The sequence below is a fragment of the Candidatus Pelagibacter sp. HIMB1321 genome (assembly GCF_900177485.1).
Lineage (GTDB): Bacteria > Pseudomonadota > Alphaproteobacteria > Pelagibacterales > Pelagibacteraceae > Pelagibacter.
In genome coordinates this window covers 309,495-328,338 of the sequence record NZ_LT840186.1, presented here as the reverse complement: position 1 = coordinate 328,338, position 18,844 = coordinate 309,495, and the positions used below count along the sequence as shown (strand labels likewise).

At 29.4% G+C, this 18,844-nt stretch carries 18 protein-coding genes; 3 read left to right on the top strand and 15 right to left on the bottom strand.

Annotated elements, in window-relative coordinates; all coding sequences use genetic code 11:
* Window positions 1–5: 5 nt before the first annotated feature.
* From B9N70_RS01745 to B9N70_RS01725, 5 genes are all read right to left on the bottom strand, one after another.
* Complete coding sequence (locus tag B9N70_RS01745) at window positions 6–1,319, bottom strand: TRAP transporter large permease (RefSeq protein ID WP_085114096.1); 1,314 nt, start codon at window positions 1,317–1,319, stop codon at window positions 6–8.
* Window positions 1,319–1,825 (bottom strand): TRAP transporter small permease, encoded by a 507-nt coding sequence (locus B9N70_RS01740; RefSeq protein WP_085114095.1) that lies wholly within the window; start codon window positions 1,823–1,825, stop codon window positions 1,319–1,321. Before B9N70_RS01740 ends, B9N70_RS01745 begins: the two co-directional genes overlap by 1 nt.
* Window positions 1,826–1,897: 72 nt before the next feature.
* On the bottom strand, window positions 1,898–2,878 hold the full coding sequence (locus B9N70_RS01735; RefSeq protein WP_085114094.1) for a TRAP transporter substrate-binding protein: 981 nt from the start codon (window positions 2,876–2,878) through the stop codon (window positions 1,898–1,900).
* 70 nt (window positions 2,879–2,948) lie between these two features.
* A complete protein-coding gene (locus B9N70_RS01730; protein WP_172819941.1) occupies window positions 2,949–4,184 on the bottom strand; it encodes an NAD(P)/FAD-dependent oxidoreductase in 1,236 nt (411 codons plus the stop codon).
* Complete coding sequence (locus B9N70_RS01725; RefSeq protein WP_085114092.1) at window positions 4,184–5,878, bottom strand: thiamine pyrophosphate-binding protein; 1,695 nt, start codon at window positions 5,876–5,878, stop codon at window positions 4,184–4,186. The genes B9N70_RS01730 and B9N70_RS01725 overlap by 1 nt, the downstream gene beginning before the upstream one ends.
* 44 nt (window positions 5,879–5,922) lie before the next feature.
* Here B9N70_RS01725 and B9N70_RS01720 point away from each other — a divergent pair, with 44 nt between their 5' ends.
* Together B9N70_RS01720 and B9N70_RS01715 are read left to right on the top strand one after the other, a co-directional pair.
* Entirely contained in the window at window positions 5,923–6,684 is a 762-nt protein-coding gene (locus tag B9N70_RS01720; RefSeq protein WP_085114091.1) for an aspartate/glutamate racemase family protein, read from the top strand.
* Between the two features lie 2 nt (window positions 6,685–6,686).
* Window positions 6,687–7,436, top strand: coding sequence for a sulfite exporter TauE/SafE family protein (locus tag B9N70_RS01715; RefSeq protein ID WP_172819940.1), 750 nt, complete (start codon window positions 6,687–6,689; stop codon window positions 7,434–7,436).
* On the opposite strand, the gene B9N70_RS01710 is transcribed toward B9N70_RS01715, so the two are convergent.
* Both B9N70_RS01710 and B9N70_RS01705 read right to left on the bottom strand, forming a co-directional pair.
* Window positions 7,433–8,935, bottom strand: coding sequence for a gamma-glutamyltransferase (locus tag B9N70_RS01710; RefSeq protein ID WP_085114089.1), 1,503 nt, complete (start codon window positions 8,933–8,935; stop codon window positions 7,433–7,435). The two genes, B9N70_RS01715 and B9N70_RS01710, sit on opposite strands and share 4 nt — an antisense overlap.
* On the bottom strand, window positions 8,932–10,149 hold the full coding sequence (locus B9N70_RS01705) for a M24 family metallopeptidase (protein ID WP_085114088.1): 1,218 nt from the start codon (window positions 10,147–10,149) through the stop codon (window positions 8,932–8,934). The genes B9N70_RS01710 and B9N70_RS01705 overlap by 4 nt, the downstream gene beginning before the upstream one ends.
* Before the next feature lie 88 nt (window positions 10,150–10,237).
* Between B9N70_RS01705 and B9N70_RS01700 the strand changes: the two genes are divergently transcribed.
* A complete protein-coding gene (locus tag B9N70_RS01700) occupies window positions 10,238–11,548 on the top strand; it encodes an MATE family efflux transporter (protein WP_085114087.1) in 1,311 nt (436 codons plus the stop codon).
* Here B9N70_RS01700 and B9N70_RS01695 read toward each other — a convergent pair.
* The 8 genes from B9N70_RS01695 to B9N70_RS01660 are packed head-to-tail and all read right to left on the bottom strand — an operon-like array spanning window position 11,534 to window position 18,838.
* On the bottom strand, window positions 11,534–12,724 hold the full coding sequence (locus B9N70_RS01695) for an MFS transporter (protein WP_231909415.1): 1,191 nt from the start codon (window positions 12,722–12,724) through the stop codon (window positions 11,534–11,536). The genes B9N70_RS01700 and B9N70_RS01695 overlap by 15 nt on opposite strands.
* Complete coding sequence (putA, locus tag B9N70_RS01690; RefSeq protein ID WP_085114086.1) at window positions 12,725–15,760, bottom strand: bifunctional proline dehydrogenase/L-glutamate gamma-semialdehyde dehydrogenase PutA; 3,036 nt, start codon at window positions 15,758–15,760, stop codon at window positions 12,725–12,727.
* Between the two features lie 3 nt (window positions 15,761–15,763).
* Window positions 15,764–16,201 (bottom strand): DUF4396 domain-containing protein, encoded by a 438-nt coding sequence (locus tag B9N70_RS01685; RefSeq protein WP_085114085.1) that lies wholly within the window; start codon window positions 16,199–16,201, stop codon window positions 15,764–15,766.
* A gap of 2 nt (window positions 16,202–16,203) precedes the next feature.
* Entirely contained in the window at window positions 16,204–16,641 is a 438-nt protein-coding gene (locus B9N70_RS01680; protein ID WP_085114084.1) for a c-type cytochrome, read from the bottom strand.
* Window positions 16,641–17,657 (bottom strand): MBL fold metallo-hydrolase, encoded by a 1,017-nt coding sequence (locus B9N70_RS01675; RefSeq protein ID WP_085114083.1) that lies wholly within the window; start codon window positions 17,655–17,657, stop codon window positions 16,641–16,643. The genes B9N70_RS01680 and B9N70_RS01675 overlap by 1 nt, the downstream gene beginning before the upstream one ends.
* A 1-nt stretch (window position 17,658) precedes the next feature.
* A complete protein-coding gene (locus B9N70_RS01670) occupies window positions 17,659–18,102 on the bottom strand; it encodes a molybdopterin synthase catalytic subunit (RefSeq protein ID WP_085114082.1) in 444 nt (147 codons plus the stop codon).
* Window positions 18,102–18,371: a molybdopterin biosynthesis protein MoeD gene (locus B9N70_RS01665; protein ID WP_085114081.1), complete on the bottom strand. Its 270-nt coding sequence runs from the start codon at window positions 18,369–18,371 to the stop codon at window positions 18,102–18,104. Before B9N70_RS01665 ends, B9N70_RS01670 begins: the two co-directional genes overlap by 1 nt.
* The gene (locus B9N70_RS01660) at window positions 18,368–18,838 is read right to left on the bottom strand and encodes a thioesterase family protein (RefSeq protein WP_085114080.1); all 471 of its coding nucleotides are present in this window, start codon (window positions 18,836–18,838) and stop codon (window positions 18,368–18,370) included. Before B9N70_RS01660 ends, B9N70_RS01665 begins: the two co-directional genes overlap by 4 nt.
* Window positions 18,839–18,844 lie beyond the last annotated feature (6 nt).

The window sequence follows — 18,844 nt, the reverse complement described above, 5'->3', positions numbered from 1 at the left end:
TGATATTAACCTGCCCCAGGGCCTTTTACTGTGCTTGGTAAATAAGTTGCTAATTCAGGAAATGCAATCATTATAAATACCATAACAACCATCATTAAGAACATTGGTAACGCAGATTTTGCTAAGAAAATCATTTCATGTTTTGTCATACCTTGTAATACGAATAGATTAAAACCTACCGGTGGTGTGATCTGTGCCATTTCAACTAATACCGTTAAATAAATACCAAACCATATAACATCAATTCCTGCATTCCTAATCATTGGCTCAACTACTGCCATAGTTAAAACGATTGATGAAATGCCATCTAAGAAACAACCTAAAATTATATAAAAAATCATTAAGTAAAGTAAAAGTTCTAGGTTTGTTAAACCTAAATTAGCAATCCACTCTGCTATAGATCTTGGCAACCCAGTAAAGCCCATTGAGAGAGTTAAAAAAGCTCCTCCCATTAAGATAAATGCTATCATGCAAGAAGTTTTTGTAGCACCAATCAAACTATCAAAAAAAGTTTTCCATGTTAAAGATCTTTGCAATGCAGCTAAAACTAAACCACCTATAACTCCAAATCCTGCTGCTTCTGTTGGGGTCGCCCAACCCATATACATTGAACCAATAACAAAAATAATTAAAGAAAAAATAGGAAATAAAAATTTTGAACTCTTTATTTTATCCATGAAAGTAATTTCAGGATCTTTTTTAGGCATTTTTTTTCTATTAATTGTTGCCCATACTGCAACATAACCCATAAAAAGAAGTGCTAGAACTAATCCAGGAAGAATTCCTGCCATAAATAATTGAACGACAGACTCATTAATAGTCACTCCATAAACAATTAAAGTTAAAGATGGAGGAATCATTAACCCTAAAGTCGATGATCCTGCCAAAGTTCCAATGGTCAAATTTTCTGGGTATTTTCTTTTTCTTAATTCAGGAACTGACATTTTTCCAACAGTTGTAAGAGTTGCAGCTGAAGAACCTGAAACAGCAGCAAAAAACGTACAGCCAACTATGTTTGTATGTAATAACCTACCTGGCAAATTATTCATCCAAGGTGCTAAACCTTTAAACAAATCTTCTGACAGTCTAGTTCGATAAAGAATTTCACCCATCCAAATAAATAATGGTAAAGCTGTAAGCGACCAACTTGATGCACTGCTCCAAATTGTAGTAATCATTGCATCTCCAGCAGGTCTATTAGTAAATAATTCTAAACCTACATAAGCTACTCCCATTAAAGAAAGACCTATCCAAACTCCTGAGCCTAAAAGAAAAAATAAAGTAAATAAGAATATTACTGTTAAAACTAAATTTTCCATTAATCTATTGCCTTATCATCTTTAATTTCAGTTTCAGAATAACCAATGAAAATAAATTCATAAAGTTTGTCTAAAAAAGCGATAGCTAAAACAAAAGTACCTAACACCATAGAGGCTTGTGGGATCCACATGGGTAGTGCATCTTCTGCTTGAGATACATCATTAAAGATGTATGAAAAATAAGCACCTCTACAAGCATAATAAAAAAACAGAACTGCTAGCAAAGATCCTATTCCATAACACCATAACTCTCCCCATTTTTTATTTGCTCCTAGTTTATTTAATAAAATTCGCACTCTTATATGACCATCTTGATTCAATGTGTAAGCAAGAGCGAAAAAAGCGGAATTAGCCATAGCATAACCTGCATATGCTGTTGCTCCCGGAAATGTAAAACCAGTCCACCTAGCTAACATTTGTGCACATATAATTAATAAAATTAAAATTAAATTTATTGCTGAAAAGTACGCTGATCCTAAATAAAGTTTATCTAAAAAGTTTCTCATTTTAATTTTATAAATTATAATTTGGTTATTTAAGTAAGCCCAAATAAATTGGGCTTACTTGTTGATTATTAATTATTTTTCAGCCTTGAAAGCATCTACAACTTTTTTACCTTCAGGACCTGCATTCGCAATCCATTCGTCAGCCATAGTTTTACCAATTTTCTCAAGATCAGTTCTTAATTGACCTTCAGCAACTTGTACTTTCATTCCATTAGCTGCTAACTGAGTTAAATACCAACCAGAAAGTTGTTCTGATCTAGCAGTTCCTGCAGCTTCAGCCATTTTTGCAACACCTCTTATAATATCTTGGTTTTTCTTACTTAATTTTTTCCAAGCTTTTTTGTTTACAAAAACATAGTTTCTTGGCAGCCAAGCATTTACTTCATAGAAGTGAGTTAAATGTTCCCAAACTTTTCTATCATATCCAGTAGACCCAGATGATACGAAAGACTCAGCAACGCCAGTTGCTAAAGCTTGAGATAATTCAGCAGCTTCCACTTGAACTGGTAACATTCCCATAAGTTCAGCAATTCTAGCTGTTGCATTATTGTATGATCTAAATTTCACACCTTTAGTGTCAGCAATAGAGCTAACTTCTTTTTTAAAGTATAGACCTTGTGCTGGCCATGGCACTGCATATAAAAGCTCTAAACCTTGAGAGTCTAATTCTTTTCTAATTGCTGGCTCTAAGTGCTTCCATAACTTATCTGAAGCTTCATAAGATGTTGCTAAGAAAGGGATTGAGTCTGCTCCAAATAATAAACTTTCATTTTGGTGTGCAGATAAAAGTCTTTCACCGATAGGTGCTTGACCAGTTTGAACAGCTTTTTTAATATCATTACCTTTGAATAATGATCCACCTGGGTGAACTGTAATATCTACTTCACCACCAGTTGCTATTCTTACAGCATCAGCAAACATTACTCCATTTTGACTATGAAAGTTTGTTGCTGAATAAGCCATTGGCATATCCCATTTTTCAGCAGCATTAACATTTACGATACTAAAAAGTGAGAAAGCAATAACTGATAATATTTTTAATAATTTATTCATTATTATCTCCTAAGTTATTTAAAACCCTATCATGTATAAAATTAAGATTTAATTCAACTTAAAAAGTGACTTACCTGTGTGGATTAAAGGCATCTAAATCAAACTTGTCATTATCTCGTAAAATCTGTTTAGCTATCATTTTACCAGTTTTTGGACCAGCGGTTAACCCAATGTGATGATGGCCATATGCAAAAAATAAATTGTTGGATCGTTCTGACGCACCTATTACTGGTAAACTATCTACAGTTGATGGTCTATGACCGCTCCATTCCATTTTTCTTTTAAAAGTTATTCCAGGAAACATTGATTGTGCATTTCTCATTAAAAGTTCAAAAGCTTTTGGATTTGGTTTTGAATTTATACTTCCGAATTCAACCAAACCTGCAAATCTAATTCCCGTTGGTCTTGGTGTTATTGCTAATTTTAGATATCCATTCATTATAGGATGGTTAATTCTAATATTAGTATCAAATAATTCTAAGTGATAACCTCTTTCAGATTCGATAGGCACTTTTACATTAAACTTTTTTACAAAATTGCCTGAGTAAACTCCTGAAGAAATTAAAACTTTTTCTGTAAATAAATCACTATTTCTAAGTTTAATTGTGAAATAATCATCACTTGAATTTACATCTAAAACTTCATCTTCAATAATTTCGCCTCCTAAACTTTTATAATAATCAATTAAGTCATCTAAATAGTTTTGACTATTTGAAATATAACCTTGATTTTCAATTTTTATTGCAAAAGTATATTCTTGGGAAAGTCCTGGAAAAATTTTATTCAACTCCTCTTTTTGAACCTCAACCAATTCAAAGCCATGTTTTTTTCTAAGAGACCAAGTATAAGAGTCATTTTCGAAATCAGTTTTATTTTTGTAGATAAATAAAAAAGGAGAATCTTCAATCCATCTTTCAGCTTTAGATCCTTTTACAAGTTCTCGGTGCTCACCAATACTATCTTTAAGTAAAAAAGCTAAATTTTTTGAGATATGTTCAACTTTTTCTTTTTTTGTATAAGAAAGATATTTTATTAAAAAAGGTATCATTTTTAAAACTCCTGGAAATCTTAAAAATAATGGTCCATCTTTTGACAACCACATCTTTGGAATTTTTTTAAACATTCCAGGCATTAAAACTGGAGTGATTGATGGACTAGATAACCATGATGCGTTACCATAGGATGCTGGTTGACCTTTAAGATCTTTTTCAATTAAAGTTACTTTAGAACCTCGCTTTACTAAATTAATTGCTGACGATAAGCCAACTATTCCAGCACCTATTACTGATATTTCTGTTTTTTTCATTATGCTATCCATTCACTAACAGGTGCATTTGCATCCTGCAAAGGTTGAGTGATTATATCAATCAAACAAGGACCTGATTTGTAATTAATTGCCTCAGATATTTTTGATTTTAGCTCTTGAGATTTTTCAACTTTAAAAGTTTTTAAACCATATGCGTCAGCTACTTTACAATGATCTGTTCTATCAAAATCAACAGAGAAATATCTTTTTTCAAATCTTGTCTTTTGTCCAGCTTTAATCCACCCATAAACACTGTTAGAAATAACAACAAAAATAATCGGCAATTTTAGCCTTACTGCAGTCTCAAGTTCTCCAACAGCAAATCCAAAACTACCATCTCCCATAACTGAAATTACTCTATTTTTTGGTTTACCAATTTGAACACCAATTGATGCAGGTAAAGCATAACCAAGAGCACCATGCGCTCTGTTAGTAATAAAATATCTACCTGATTTCTTAAAATTATAATATGCAGAAAAATAAGGACATGGAGTACCTGGATCCACAACAACATATGTATCATCTGGCAGCTGGTTATTAAGTTCTCTAATTATTTTTTCCGGCTTTATAGGGGATTTATTATCTTCAGATAATTCAATAAATTTTTTAAATTTCTTTTTCTTAACATCTTTGACTATTAAATCTCCTTTAAAATTATGGTGGCCAATTAATTTATTTATTTCAATTAAAGTGGATTTAATCTCTGCAACCATAGAAATGTAAGATCTATAATTTGCGTCAATTACTGAAGGATCAATATCAATATGAATAATTTTCTTTTTTTTATCGGGATATTGCCATTTTTCAGTTGTGACAGAACCTGCTCTACATCCTAAAAATATCACCAAATCAGAGTTATTTAAAACTTCTCTTGTAAAAATTGAACCACCATTACTACCAACTACTCCTAAAGAATTTGGATGATTATCTGACAGTGTTCCTTTTCCAGTTACAGATGTTGCAAAAACAATATTTAGTTTTTCTACTAAATTTTGAAGTTCTTTTTCTGCAAACGCATTCTTAATTGCACCTCCAGAAATTATAATTGGATTTTTTGATTTTGAAATTTCATTTATTATTTTTTTTAATTTTTTTAAATTAGGTTTTTTTGGTTCAGCTGGAAATCGAGTATGATTTTTATCAATCCAAATTTCTTTTTCAGAAACCTCAGCCGTTTGAGTATCAAAAGGTAATGCTAAATGACAAGAGCCTGGTTTTCCAGTAGTACTTTCTTTAAAAGCTCTTCTTATATCTTTAGCAAAATTTTTTGGTTTACTTAAAACACAATTCCATTTTGTTAATGGTTTAAATAGAGCCTTTTGATCTAATTCTGTTAGTGGGAAATGTCCATAAGAAGTTGTGGGCACATCTGAAGTAAACGAAATAACTGATATAGAGGACTCATTAGCTTCTACAACTCCTGGAACAATATAAGTGGCTCCACCACCACTTGGGCCTTCACAAATACCTACTTTTCCAGTGACTCTTGCATAACCATCTGCCATATAACTTGCACTTCTTTCATCTCTTGTAAGGATATGCTTGATAGAATGATTAAGTCTATGTAAAGCGTCATAGAAAGGTAATGAAGTATCTCCGCACAAACCAAATATATGTTTTACGTCATATTTATCTAAAAGTTTAACTAAAGCTTCTGCACCATTTAAGTAATTAGACTTAGTAGAATTTTTCATTTTATTTACTTGGTTATATTAAAGACTAAATATAAAATACAATCATGAAATTTGGAAATAATCAAAAAAATATTGCAGTGGGTGGAAAAACTGTATTTGGAGGAACTGTTGGTGTTTGTATGTTAGATACTCAGTTTCCAAGAATCCATGGAGATATAGCTAACGCAAGAACTTGGAGTGTCCCAGTTCATTATAGAGTTGTTCCAGGATCAACTCCTAAAGCAGCTGTATATGATCAAGGGAAAGATATTTTAGAGGGATTTATTGATGCTGCCAAACAACTAGTAAAAATGGGAGCTGATGGAATTACTACAAACTGTGGGTTTTTATCTTTATTTCAAGAACAAATGGCAGAAGCAGTTAATGTGCCAGTTGCAACCTCATCACTCATGCAAACTCAAATGGTACAGAGTCTTTTACCAAAAAGTAAAAAAGTTGGTATTTTAACAATCCATAAACCTTCTCTTACTGAAAAACATCTTAAAGCTGCAAATGTTCCACTAGATATTCCAATCATAGGTACCGAAAATGGTAAAGAATTTACAAGAGTAATTTTAAATGATGAAAAAGAAATGGATATCGATCTTGCAAGACAGGATCATTTAGATGCAGTTGAAGAATTAATGAAGGAACATTCAAACATTGGAGCAATTGTAATGGAGTGTACAAATATGAGCCCGTTTGCTGCAGATGTAAGAAAAAAATTTCAAGTACCAGTATTTAATATCTATACTTTTATTGAATGGTTTCAGTCCGGATTACTTCCAACAAGATTTAATCCTGATCATGATGATCCTAGAAAATAATTGTGTTTGATATTCTTAATTATTTTTCTTCATTAGAGTTTTTTTTCATAATTTTTATACTAATAATATTTGGAGCAATTACTCAAAGTGCAATTGGTATAGGATTTGGAATTCCAGCATGTTTTTTAGTTTTGCTCGAACCATCAATGGTTCCAAGTTGTATTGTTTTAATGGGATCCTTTTTAGCTTTTAGTAACGCAATGTTAAGTTTTAAAGATATCATTAAAGTTGATTTAATTTATGCTTATAGCGGAAGAGTGGCTGGCTCTTTACTAGCGATGCCTTTAATATTTTTCACACTTGGAACAAATAAATATTTAATAGTATTTGGAATTTTGCTTTTAATAGCAACATACATGAGTGCAAAAAATTGGAACATTGTTGCTACCAAAAAAAATATCACAATAGCAGGAACAGCATCAGGTTTAATGGGAACATTAACAGGTATTGGTGGGCCACCCATGGCAATTGTTTATCAAAACAGTTCTGCAAGAAAAGTAGTGGCGACTTTAAATATGTTTTTTGGTATTGGTGCTTTATTTTCAGTAATTCTATTTATTTACTTTGATTTGATAAATTTACCTGAAGTGATGAAGTCAATTTATCTAGCTCCTGCTCTGGTCATTGGTACTTATGTGGGTAGAAGAAGAGTTATAAGAGATTTTGTTAACCGTAATCTAAAATCACTTATAATTGCAGTTTGTTTTATAAGTGCGATTATAATAATTTTTGATGCTATTGTGGCTGCTTAATAGCAGTTCCTTCTTTTATCTGCACCTTTTGAAAGAGTTTTGTCTGAATTTATTTTTATAGCAGTTACACCACCAAATATTCTATGTGGTTTTGAATAAACTATTGTTTTTATCTTTTTATTCTTTGAAAAGTTAAAATAATTTTTAAAACCTTTCTCAACTAAAATTTTATTTCCTTCGTTATGTCTTATTCTTGGTAGGTTGATCGCTTTCTGAATCTTGTAATTGTGCTTATAAATGTAATTTAATATTTGAAAAATTGTTTGAGGTTGTCCGTGATCGCCAGGTGTTGAAATTGTTAAATCCAATTTATTACCTTCAAGCACAATTGAAGGGCAAAGAGTATGAAATGGTCTAGTTTGAGGTTTTAAATAATTATATCCTTTTTTTGATATCTTTTCTAAATACATTCTATTATGAAAAACCACTCCAGTTTGTGGTGAAACAATCCCACTTCCAAATTCTTCAAACAAACTTTGAACCCAACTTACTGCATTTCCTTTGTTGTCTACTACAACTAAAGTGCTTGTATCGCCTGAATTTTTGAAAAATTTTGAATAATTTTTTTTTATTTTTTTGAAATCTAAATTTTTTTTATATCTGAAGTAATTAGTAATACCTGGGTCTAAACAATATTTATCTCTTGATTCAAAAATACTTTTTTTAAATTTTATATAATCACTTAAATCAATATTTTCTTTAATCTCATCAAATATTTCACATAATCCCATCAATGCTAAACCTTGAGAATTAGGTGGAGCTGTAAAAACTTTTTTATTTTGAAAATCTGTACTCAAAGGTTTTTGAAATAAGGTTGAGTGATTATTAAAATCTTCTTCGCTAATGATTGCACCTTGATCTCTTAAATCTTGAACCATGATCTTGGTTAGTTTACCTTTATAAAAAGTTTTACATCCTAATTTTGAAATTAATCTTAAAGTTTTAGCTAGCTTTTCTTGTTTTATAATTTTTCCAATTTTAATATCCTTAGGAAGACCGTAAATTTTTGATAAGAAATTATTATTTTTAATTAATTTTGTGTAAACATCACCTCTTAAAAAATCATATAAATATTTATCTATCTTAATACCTTTTTCAGCAAAACTTATCGCATCTTTTAAAACCTCTGCTAATTTTTTAGATCCATATTTTTTCAGAGATTTCTCCCAAGCATTCAGAACGCCTGGAACAGTTATGGATAAAGAGCTCCTTTGAGGTATTTCATTCAATCCAATTGATTTAAAATATTTTATGCTGGCTTTTTTTGGAGATTTTCCAGAACCATTTATTGTGGTAATTTTTTTTGTTTTGGATGAATAATAAAGAGCAATGCTATCCCCGCCTAATCCATTCATATTTGGAATTGAAACAGCGAGTGTTGCGGCAGTTGCTATTGCAGCATCCATAGCATTTCCACCCCTTTTTAAAATTTTCATTCCAGCCTCAGTGGCTTTCTTGTGGCCACTGACTACCATTCCAAATTTAGTTTTCAATTTCATTGAAAATCTTTTAAATCGAAAAGCTTTTGCTCGTAGTTAGTAAATCTTTGAGCTCCTTTTTTTGTGACAATAAAACTTTCACTAATTACAATTCCATAATTTTGAAGCCATAAAGCAGGTATACAATGAAAAGTCATATTTTCTTTTAATATATTTTTATCTCCCTTTCTAAAACTTGTAGTTAATTCTCCCCAAGTTGGTGGATAACCAATACCAATTGGGTATCCAATTCTAGAATCTTTTTTAACTCCATATTTACTAATAATTTTTTTCCAAGTATTTTCTAGCTCATGGCCAGTCACTCCTGGTTTAACTTTATTCAGAACTCCATTTAATCCTTCTCTAATGATTTTAGATAATTCTTTAATTTTTTTTGGAGCCCTGCCTGTGAAAATACATCTTGCTAACGGAACATGATATCGGTGTTTCGCACCTCCCATTTCTATATAAAAAATTTCATTTTTTTTTAATTTTTCTTCTGTCCAACTTAAGTGTGGAGCACTACAAAATTTTCCAACCATTGCATTTGGTGGCTTACAAGTAAAAGTTCCCCCTATTTCATTTGTGCCCATAGTTGTGTATCTATTCAGTTCAGCAATTACATCACACTGTCTCACACCCACATCTACTTTTTCCATTGCTTTTTTCATTGCTAAATTTGCAATTTTTCCTGCTGATTTCATATAAGTAAGTTCTTGAGAAGATTTAATCATCCTCACCCAATTAACTAATAAAAATGCATTTAAAAATTTTGCGTTGGGAAGTCCTTTTATTAAAATATCATGCCATTTTGCGGTATAATAGTAATCATCCATCTCTACACCAATATTTTTTCTCTCAAGTTTTTTTGATTTAATAAAATCAACAAGATAATCCATTGGATGAATTTTTTGAGATGCAACATAATGATCAGGATATGGAACAATATTATTCTTATCTAAAAAAGCAGTGAATTTTGCTCCTACTGCATCCATTTTTCTTCCAATCCAATAAGGATATTTTTCCGAAAGGCTAATTAAAACCATTTGAGGTGTATAAAAAGACCAACCATCATAACCTGTAAGATAAAATTGGTTAGCTGGACTTGCGACAAGCAAAACATCTATATTGTTTTTACTCATCTTTAATTTTACTTTTTTTACTCTATCTAAATATTCTTTCTTACTAAAAAGAATTTCATTTCCAAAACTATTTTTAAAAAAATTTTTTTTCATGATTTAAAGATTAATTAAATGATACATTATAGAATAATTAAATTATAGTTGAATATTTATAATATCTACCTGGCGTTATTTAAAATAAATGAAAAAATACTCATTAATATATATTGCAAAATTATCTTTCCCAATTTTTTTAGCCAATGTTGCCATTCCGTTGGTAGGCATAATAGATACAGGTCTTATGGGAAATCTTGGAAACATTTCTTATCTTACAGCAACATCTATTGCTGCAAACTTATTTTCTATGATTTTTTGGAGTTTTGGTTTTCTAAAAATGGGAACCGTCGGAATGGTATCTCAAGCCCATGGAAAAAATGATTATAATAAAATACTAGATATATTATTAAGAAATTTATTTTTTGTAATAATTATTTCCTTAATTTTAATATTTTTTCAATTTTTAATTCTAAATTTAACACTAAATATTTTTGAATTATCAAAAGAAACTCAAAATTTATATCAAGATTATTTTAATATAAGAATTTATTCTGCTCCAGGAGAGCTCACTCTTTATATTATTACTGGAATATTTATTGGCTTACAAAAAACTAAAATTTCAAGTCTTGTTGTAAGTTGTTTTTCTATTTTGAATATAATTTTAAGTATTATCTTGGTTGCACAGTATAACCTTAATGTAAAAGGAGTTGCTTATGGTTCTTTGTTAGCTGGATACATTACATCTATAATTTTTTTAATTTATACTTTTTTTTATATTAAAAAATTTATTAATATTAAGATTGACATAAATAATATTTTTAACGCAAAACAAATAAAATACATTTTTCATATAAATTTAAATATTTTTATAAGGACAATTCTTTTATCATTTTCATTTTTATGGTTTATCTATTTGAGTAATAAAATAGGTGAAGAATATGTTGCGGCTAACACAATTCTAATTAATTTGGTAAATTTAGCTGCTTTTATTCTTGATGCTTATGCTTTTGCAACTCAGGGATTGGTTGGCTACTCAATTGGAAAAAATGATAAAAATTTATTTAAACTGATTGTAAAAAATTCTTTTATACTTAGTGCTATTACAAGTATTTTCATTTCAATTGTTTATCTTTTAATTCACAAAGAAATTATTTATCAAATGGCAGATATTGATTTGATAAGAAACTTGACTGTTGATTATTCTATTTGGTTAATAATTTTCCCTTTAATTTCATCTTTTTGTTATCAATTTGATGGAATTTTTATTGGTGCATCACAAACTGTCGAATTAAGAAATGCAATGATTTTTTCATCTATTATATATTTATTTATTTCAGTAATTCTTACTAACAATTTTATTAATACTGGTCTTTGGATTTCTTTAGCAATTTTTATGATTTTACGTGCTGTTTCATTATATTATTACTTTAATAGAATTTATTTAAGATTTAACTGAAGATAGATTTTTCTTATATAAGTCTGCTCTTATAGAAACTAAAATTATCAATATAACCATTGGTATACATGCTAAATTAATTTCATTCCAACTAAAACTTAGTATTGAATAACCGGCTGTTAAACTTGCAATTGCTTGAATTGAAAAAACTAAAACATCATTGAAACCTTGCACTTTGAACTTTTCGCTGCTTGTGTAACAAAGCACTAGTAAACTAGTTCCCCCTATAAATAAAAAATTCCAACCAATTCCAAGCAACACAAGAGCTATTAAATAGTTAAGAAATGTTTGTTCATAAAAACTCAAAAAAATACACAATAAATATATTACCGCACCAGAATATATTATTGTCGAGTGACCATATTTCTTGATTAATGTCCCAGTTATTAATGAGGGTAAAAACATTCCTATAATATGTGATTGGATCACAATACTTGTTGAGCCTAATGTAAATCCATGCATTTTGTACATACTAATTGGTGTTGCAGTCATTAAAAAAGACATAATCGAATAAGCAAATGCAGCAGTCACTATTGCCTGAAGTATTATAGGATTTTGTAATAGCTCAACATAAGATCTTTGTTTACCTTTGATATCCTCAATAGTTTTTGGATTTTTTTCTGTTTTATAAAACAATAAAAAAAATACAGGAATTATTGTTAAGGCCGAAAGAGATATGTATGAGCCTACATAAAGGTGATTTGTGATTATATCTTTTGAAAAATTTGCAACATTTGGACCAATTAAAGCAGATAAAATTGTTGCAAGTAAAAGAATTGATATTGCTTTTGAACTATCATTCTTTTCAACTGTTTCTGCTGCAGCAAATCTATATTGGTGAGTAAATGCTATCCCGGTTCCAATTAAAAAACATGAAAAACAAAATAATATAAAATTTTCTGAATAAATTGAATAAGCTCCAAGCAAAGCAGCTAGACTTGTATATGATGATGATAAAATAAATCCTTTTTTCCTTCCAATTTTGCTCATTATTTTTGCTGCAAAGATTGTAAATACCGCTGTTCCAACAATTGAAAGAGATGTTGGTAATGTTGCAAGAGATGCTATTGGGGAAATTTTTAATCCAACAATACCACTAATAAAAACAGTTATTGGAGGAGCTGTAAAAGAAAACACCTGACAAATAGTCAGAAGAACTAGGTTTTTGTTTATCATCTAATCTTCTACTTCTGACAATAATGATGCGTTACCACCCATTGAGGCAGTGTTATTAGAAATACTTTGTTCATGACATAATCTTTTTAAATATTCTGGGCCTCCAGCTTTAGGACCTGTGCCTGATTTTTCATATCCTCCAAAAGGTTGAACACCTACAACTGCACCAATCATGTTTCTATTAATATAAATATTACCAATTTCAGCTTTTTCTACTACTCTATCAATGGTTTTATCTATTCTACTATGTATGCCTAAAGTTAATCCAAATCCAAGATCATTAATATCTTCGATTAATTGATCTAAATTAGAAGCTTTATATTTAAGCATGTGGACTACCGGACCAAATACTTCATTCTTTAGATCCGATAGTTTTTCAATTTCAATTAATGTTGGTGGAATGAAATTACCTTGATTTAAATTTATCTCTGTTTGAAAAACTTTATCGAATTTTTTTATATGATTATTGATATTTTCATACGCTTCAGTGTCAATTACTGGTCCAATATCAGTTGACAATTCTTCTGGATTGCCAACTTTTTGGGTTTTCATTGCTCCAATTAAAGTATCCTTGGTATGTTTGTAAACATTCTCTTCAACACATAATATTCTGCATGCTGAACATCGTTGTCCAGCGCTATCAAAACCTGAATTAACCACATCCTTTACGACATGTTCTGTTAAAGCTGAGGTATCAACAATCATACAATTCTGACCACCTGTTTCAGCGATGAAAGTTGGAATATTTTCTTTTTGTTGAAGGTCAGATTGAATAATTTTTGCTGTCTCTAAGGAACCAGTAAAAATAATATTTTTAAGTTTTTTATCATTAATAACTTTTTTTCCAATTAACGCACCATCACCTAATAACAATGCAATCGCATTACTTGGTAAACCAGCTTTTAATAAAAGTTTTATTATATAATAAGCTGCAAATGATGATTGTTCAGCTGGCTTGGTAATTACCACATTGCCGGTAATAAGTGCTGCAACAGTTTGGCCTACAAAAATTGCAACTGGAAAATTCCATGGACTTATCACAAAGGAAAGACCTTTTCCAACCATTCTATATTGATTAAGTTCTCCAGTTGGTCCTTTTAATGTTTGAGTTTGAAATAAATTTAACGCTTCTTTTGAATAGTATCTGCAAAAATCAACTGCTTCCCTAATTTCTGCAATTGAATTTTTAATACTTTTACCAGACTCTTTTGCACAAATTTCAATAATGTCATTAGTATTCTCTTCAATTAAATCTGCAAATTTTAAAAAAATCTCTACTTTTTTTTTAATTGAAAACTTTTTCCATTCAGAAGAATATTCTTTTAAATTGTTAATTGCTGTCTCAGAAATCTTTTCATCGGCAAAATATTTTTTTCCTAAAGTAGAAGAGCTATGAGGAGATTTTATATCAATTTCTTTATCTGATTTAATATCTTCACCATTAATTAATGAGTAAGCTTTAATATCTTTAAACTTTCCATTAAATTGAAGATTTTCAACTACATGTTCTTCACTTAAATCTAAACCTTTTGAATTTTTACGATCTTCATAAATATCTATTGGTTTTTTGATTTTATCCTCATCAAGTTTATCCATTTTAACAAGTGGAGATTGAACTAGTTTTGAAATATCAAAATCTTTTGTTTTTAGTTGATGTATAAAAGAAGTATTAGCACCATTTTCTAATAATCTTCTTACTAGATAAGGCAATAGATCCTTATAACCACCAACTGGTGCATAAACTCTGCATTTAAAATTTTCATCTTTTTCAAGGTATGAATAAATTTCATCACCCATGCCATGTAATTTTTGAAACTCAAAATCGCGATCATTAAAAAGAGTTTTAATATATGAAATACTATGAGCGTTGTGCGTTGCAAATTGTGAGAAAATATTATCATTTTCATAAAGTTTATGGGCGCAGGCTAAATATGAAATATCAGTAGCAAATTTCTTAGTAAATACTGGATAATCTATGTAGCCTTGTTCTTGAGCAATCTTTATTTCTGTATCCCAATAAGCCCCTTTAACTAATCTTATATTAATCTTTTTATTAACATCACTTAAATATTTCTTAAGCCAATCTAAAACAAAAAAAGCTCTTTTTTGGTACGCTTGAACTGCAAATCCAAAACCTTGGTATTTTTCATCAATTAATTTACTTTCGATTATTTCCTTAAATATAAATAAAGATAAATTTAATCTATCTGCTTCTTCAGCATCAAAACAGATATCAACATTATTTTCTCTACCAAGTTCAGTGAGTTTATAAGCCTTTGGAAAAAGTTCTTTTTTTAACAAATCTAATTTATTTCTCTCATATCTTGGATGTAGAGATGATAATTTAATAGAAATACTTTTTTTATGAGGATTTTTTCCTTTACCAGTTTCAATTATTGCTTCTTCATATTGTTTATAATATCGTTGAGAGTCTTCATAAGTGACCGCAGCTTCACCCAACATATCAAATGAAAATGTATATTTGTCATGTTGTTTCTCATTACTGTAATTGATTGCTTTTTTAATATCTCTTTCAAACACAAATTGTTTAGCAAGTATATTAATTGCTTGTTTGATTGCATTTCTTAGAATTGGACCTGAAAGATTTTTAACAACTTTACCTAGGATATTCTTATTTTCTTCTACTTTTTCTTCAACAATTTTACCTGTTAATAAAAAAGCTATTGAGGAGATATTTACAAATAAATCTTTATCGTTTTTGATATATTTTTTCCAATCCCCTATTGGTATTTTATCTTCTATTAAATCATTAATAGTTTTTGCATCTGGTATTCTTAAAAGAGCTTCAGCTAAACACATCAATACAATGCCCTCATTGCTTGTAAGAGAAAACTCGTGAATTAATTTACTAAAAGGACTTCCTGCTTTATAGCTTTGAGCATTTTTAACAATATTTATTGATAAATTATCTATTTGTTTTTGATTAAGCTCTGAAAAATTAGAAACTAAATAATAAAAATGATCTTTAACTAATTTTTTTTGATCTAAATATTTATTGTTGAATATATTTTGCATTGCCTAATGACAAGCTATACCAAATTTTTTTAATCTCCAATAATTATAAGGCCATGGGGTTAAAAATCCAACTATTAGCATTATAGGAAAAGCCCACCATGTTAACATAGCTCCACCTGTTAAAAGGTAATCTGTTAAATTCATTGCAATTTCCATACTAACCATTGAGATAAAACTCATTCCCAAAGCAGTTCTCAAAGCATCTTTAAATTTGAAATTTTGTCTTATTAAAATGATAGTTTCCAAAATAATACTTGTGATCAAACCATTAATAATTGCTAAAGTCATAATAGCTAAAACCGGCCATGGAATTTGAGTGATCTGAAAAAATAAAATTGTTCCAAAATCTCCTATTGCACAACCTAATAAACACCATGCAGTATTTATTGCACTTCTTTTCCAAGTATGATTACAAGACCAATTAAAAGTTGCAGCTGTCATAATTATTTATTCAAATTAATTTGATATTCGTATTTATCCTCTGGCCAAAAAGATTTGATATAGGCTAAAATCCCATCGATATCTTTATCTGATAAATTGTCTCCAAAACCCATCATTTTACCTTCATAGTTTTTTACTAATTTTGCAAGTCCATATTTTATTATTGCATGTAAAGTTTCATCGTCATGATGCCAAGTATGACCTGTGCCATTTAAAGGCGGGGCTTTTCGTTGTCCATCCTCATCTAAACCTTTCCAATCTTTAGCACCCGATAAATCAACCATATGACATGACACACAATTATTTTGATAAGCTATTTTTCCTCTCTCTATCAACAACTTAGAGTCGTTAGTTATTGGAAAATGATTGTGACTTAATGCTATTGTATTTATGGACGATATAAAAAATATAGTGAAAACTAATTTTATATATCTATTCATTAGTTTAAATCTAAACCTTCTTTTTTCCAATTTTCTAATCCGCCAATTAGATGACAACAATTAGTAAAATCATAAGATTTAGATATTTGAACTGCTAGAGTTGAACGATGACCGTGTGCACAATAAAAAAGAATTTTTTTATCCTTTAATTTATTCTTATTTTTATCTAAATATTCATACATCGAAGGAAATGGTACTATTTCACTATTTTTGATCATTCCTTCTTTATCAATTTCACTTTGCTCTCTTAAATCTATCAAAATAGCACTTGGATCTTTTTTAATTTTATTAAATTCCGCAGGCTCAATTCCATTATTTACTTTTTGACGATTAAAATCGATACCAAGTTTAAGATTACTTGGTACAGCCACATCCATCATTTTTGGATCTGGTAATTTTAAGTTGTTCATGATCTCAACATATTCATCAACTGATTGTACTTGTAATCTTGGATTAAATTTTTTCTCTTCAATAATTGTGCTGACTGTTTCACCTTTATAATCATGACCTGGATAAACCAAAGTGTCTTCAGGAAGTTTTAATAATTTATTAAATATTGAATTATATGAATCTTTTGGATCACCATTTTGAAAATCAGTTCTACCAGTGCCTCTAATCAATAATGCATCTCCAGTAAAAACTCTATCACACATTAAAAAACTAAAACTTTCAGCTGTATGTCCTGGAGTATAGATTGCTTTTAAATCTATTCCATCAATCTTAATATTTTCTTCATCTGAAACTCGCATTGCAACAACATCTGCAGGAGTTTTGTCACCCATGACTGTTACACAATTTGTCTTATCTCTAAGTTCAGCAATACCTGAAATATGATCTGCATGAATATGCGTATCAATAACTTTAACTAGCTTTAAATCTAATTGATTTAAAAGTTTTATATATTGATCAACATTTTCTAATACCGGATCTATGATTAAAGCCTCACGTCCTCTAGCTGAAGCGATTAGATAAGTATAAGTACTCGAAACTTTATCAAACAGTTGTCTAAAAATCATTTTAAGTTTTAATTGGATTGCCTTTTAACCACTGGCTGTCTTCATTTATATAATGTTCTTTTTTCCAAATTGGAGTCCTTTTTTTTATTTCCTCAATAATATATCTAGATAAAACATATGCTTGATCTCTATGTTTACAGGCAACAGCAATAATTATGCTCATCTCACCTAACTTTACATATCCTTTAACATGTTCAATAAAAACTGCCTTATCTTGAATATTTAATTTTTGTTCAGTTTCATTATAGATTTCCTCGAAACTTTTAATAACCATTTCATCATGACTATCATAAGTAATTCCTGTTACTTCTTTATTATCATTAAGATTTCTTACAGTGCCTGTAAAATAGATATTTGCACCAAATTTTGATGAGGCAATAAATTGTTCTGCGTCTGAAATTTTAATTTGTTCTTTTTTGGTATCTACAATTTTGGTATGCAGCATTAACCACCTCCGATTGGAGGAATAATACTAATTTTTTGAGCTTTTGTGATCTTATAATTGTCGCTAATAATTTCATTTTCTTCAGAACAAAAAGCAGAATTTTTAACTATTTGCAAAAAGGAATCGTTACCATTAAATTCTTCATTGAGATAGTTACTAATAACTTTTCTAAATTCTTTGATTAAAATTGGTTTTTGTATTTCAAAATCTATATGTCCTTTTTCACTAAAATCTCTACTTGCTCCAAATAACTCTAAAACAATTTTCATATTTTTAATTTTGATGAATATTTTAAATCTTCATCGCTAAAATTGTGTTTATTTTCTTTAATAAAATTTTGCATTATTGATATTTTTTCCCCTTCAAACTCAGAGACTTTTCTATCTTTTAAGTTAACATACAAAGCTAAGGCTTCAAAAGTTGCTGATAGTGAGTTATCTTTTTTATTAATCATCTCAAATTTATAATGAAGTCTTTTTTTGTCGTGATTAAAATAAATTAAATTGATATCTACTTCTTCATCTACTTTTAGCTCACGTTTGTAGGCTATATTATTTTCAACAATCATTGTGCTCATACCAGTATTTTTTGCAGACTCTTCACCCATTTTAAAAATGGTATTTAATTTATCAGCTCCATATCTATCAAATATAAGTAGATAATAAGCCACATTCATATGACCATTGTAATCAATCCAATCTTTAATAATCTTTTGAGAACTTAAATTTAATGACATTATTAA

Bases quoted from the DNA above. Each gene is read 5' to 3' on its own strand.
- B9N70_RS01710 (WP_085114089.1), bottom strand. From the start codon at position 8,935: ATGAAATTGAAAACTAAATTTGGAATGGTAGTCAGTGGCCACAAGAAA.
- B9N70_RS01695 (WP_231909415.1), bottom strand. From the start codon at position 12,724: ATGATAAACAAAAACCTAGTTCTTCTGACTATTTGTCAGGTGTTTTCT.
- B9N70_RS01705 (WP_085114088.1), bottom strand. From the start codon at position 10,149: ATGAAAAAAAATTTTTTTAAAAATAGTTTTGGAAATGAAATTCTTTTT.
- putA (WP_085114086.1), bottom strand. From the start codon at position 15,760: ATGCAAAATATATTCAACAATAAATATTTAGATCAAAAAAAATTAGTT.
- B9N70_RS01665 (WP_085114081.1), bottom strand. From the start codon at position 18,371: ATGAAAATTGTTTTAGAGTTATTTGGAGCAAGTAGAGATTTTAGTGAA.
- B9N70_RS01720 (WP_085114091.1), top strand. From the start codon at position 5,923: ATGAAATTTGGAAATAATCAAAAAAATATTGCAGTGGGTGGAAAAACT.
- B9N70_RS01745 (WP_085114096.1), bottom strand. From the start codon at position 1,319: ATGGAAAATTTAGTTTTAACAGTAATATTCTTATTTACTTTATTTTTT.
- B9N70_RS01670 (WP_085114082.1), bottom strand. From the start codon at position 18,102: ATGCTGCATACCAAAATTGTAGATACCAAAAAAGAACAAATTAAAATT.
- B9N70_RS01680 (WP_085114084.1), bottom strand. From the start codon at position 16,641: ATGAATAGATATATAAAATTAGTTTTCACTATATTTTTTATATCGTCC.
- B9N70_RS01740 (WP_085114095.1), bottom strand. From the start codon at position 1,825: ATGAGAAACTTTTTAGATAAACTTTATTTAGGATCAGCGTACTTTTCA.
- B9N70_RS01725 (WP_085114092.1), bottom strand. From the start codon at position 5,878: ATGAAAAATTCTACTAAGTCTAATTACTTAAATGGTGCAGAAGCTTTA.
- B9N70_RS01675 (WP_085114083.1), bottom strand. From the start codon at position 17,657: ATGATTTTTAGACAACTGTTTGATAAAGTTTCGAGTACTTATACTTAT.
- B9N70_RS01730 (WP_172819941.1), bottom strand. From the start codon at position 4,184: ATGAAAAAAACAGAAATATCAGTAATAGGTGCTGGAATAGTTGGCTTA.
- B9N70_RS01660 (WP_085114080.1), bottom strand. From the start codon at position 18,838: ATGTCATTAAATTTAAGTTCTCAAAAGATTATTAAAGATTGGATTGAT.
- B9N70_RS01685 (WP_085114085.1), bottom strand. From the start codon at position 16,201: ATGACAGCTGCAACTTTTAATTGGTCTTGTAATCATACTTGGAAAAGA.
- B9N70_RS01700 (WP_085114087.1), top strand. From the start codon at position 10,238: ATGAAAAAATACTCATTAATATATATTGCAAAATTATCTTTCCCAATT.
- B9N70_RS01735 (WP_085114094.1), bottom strand. From the start codon at position 2,878: ATGAATAAATTATTAAAAATATTATCAGTTATTGCTTTCTCACTTTTT.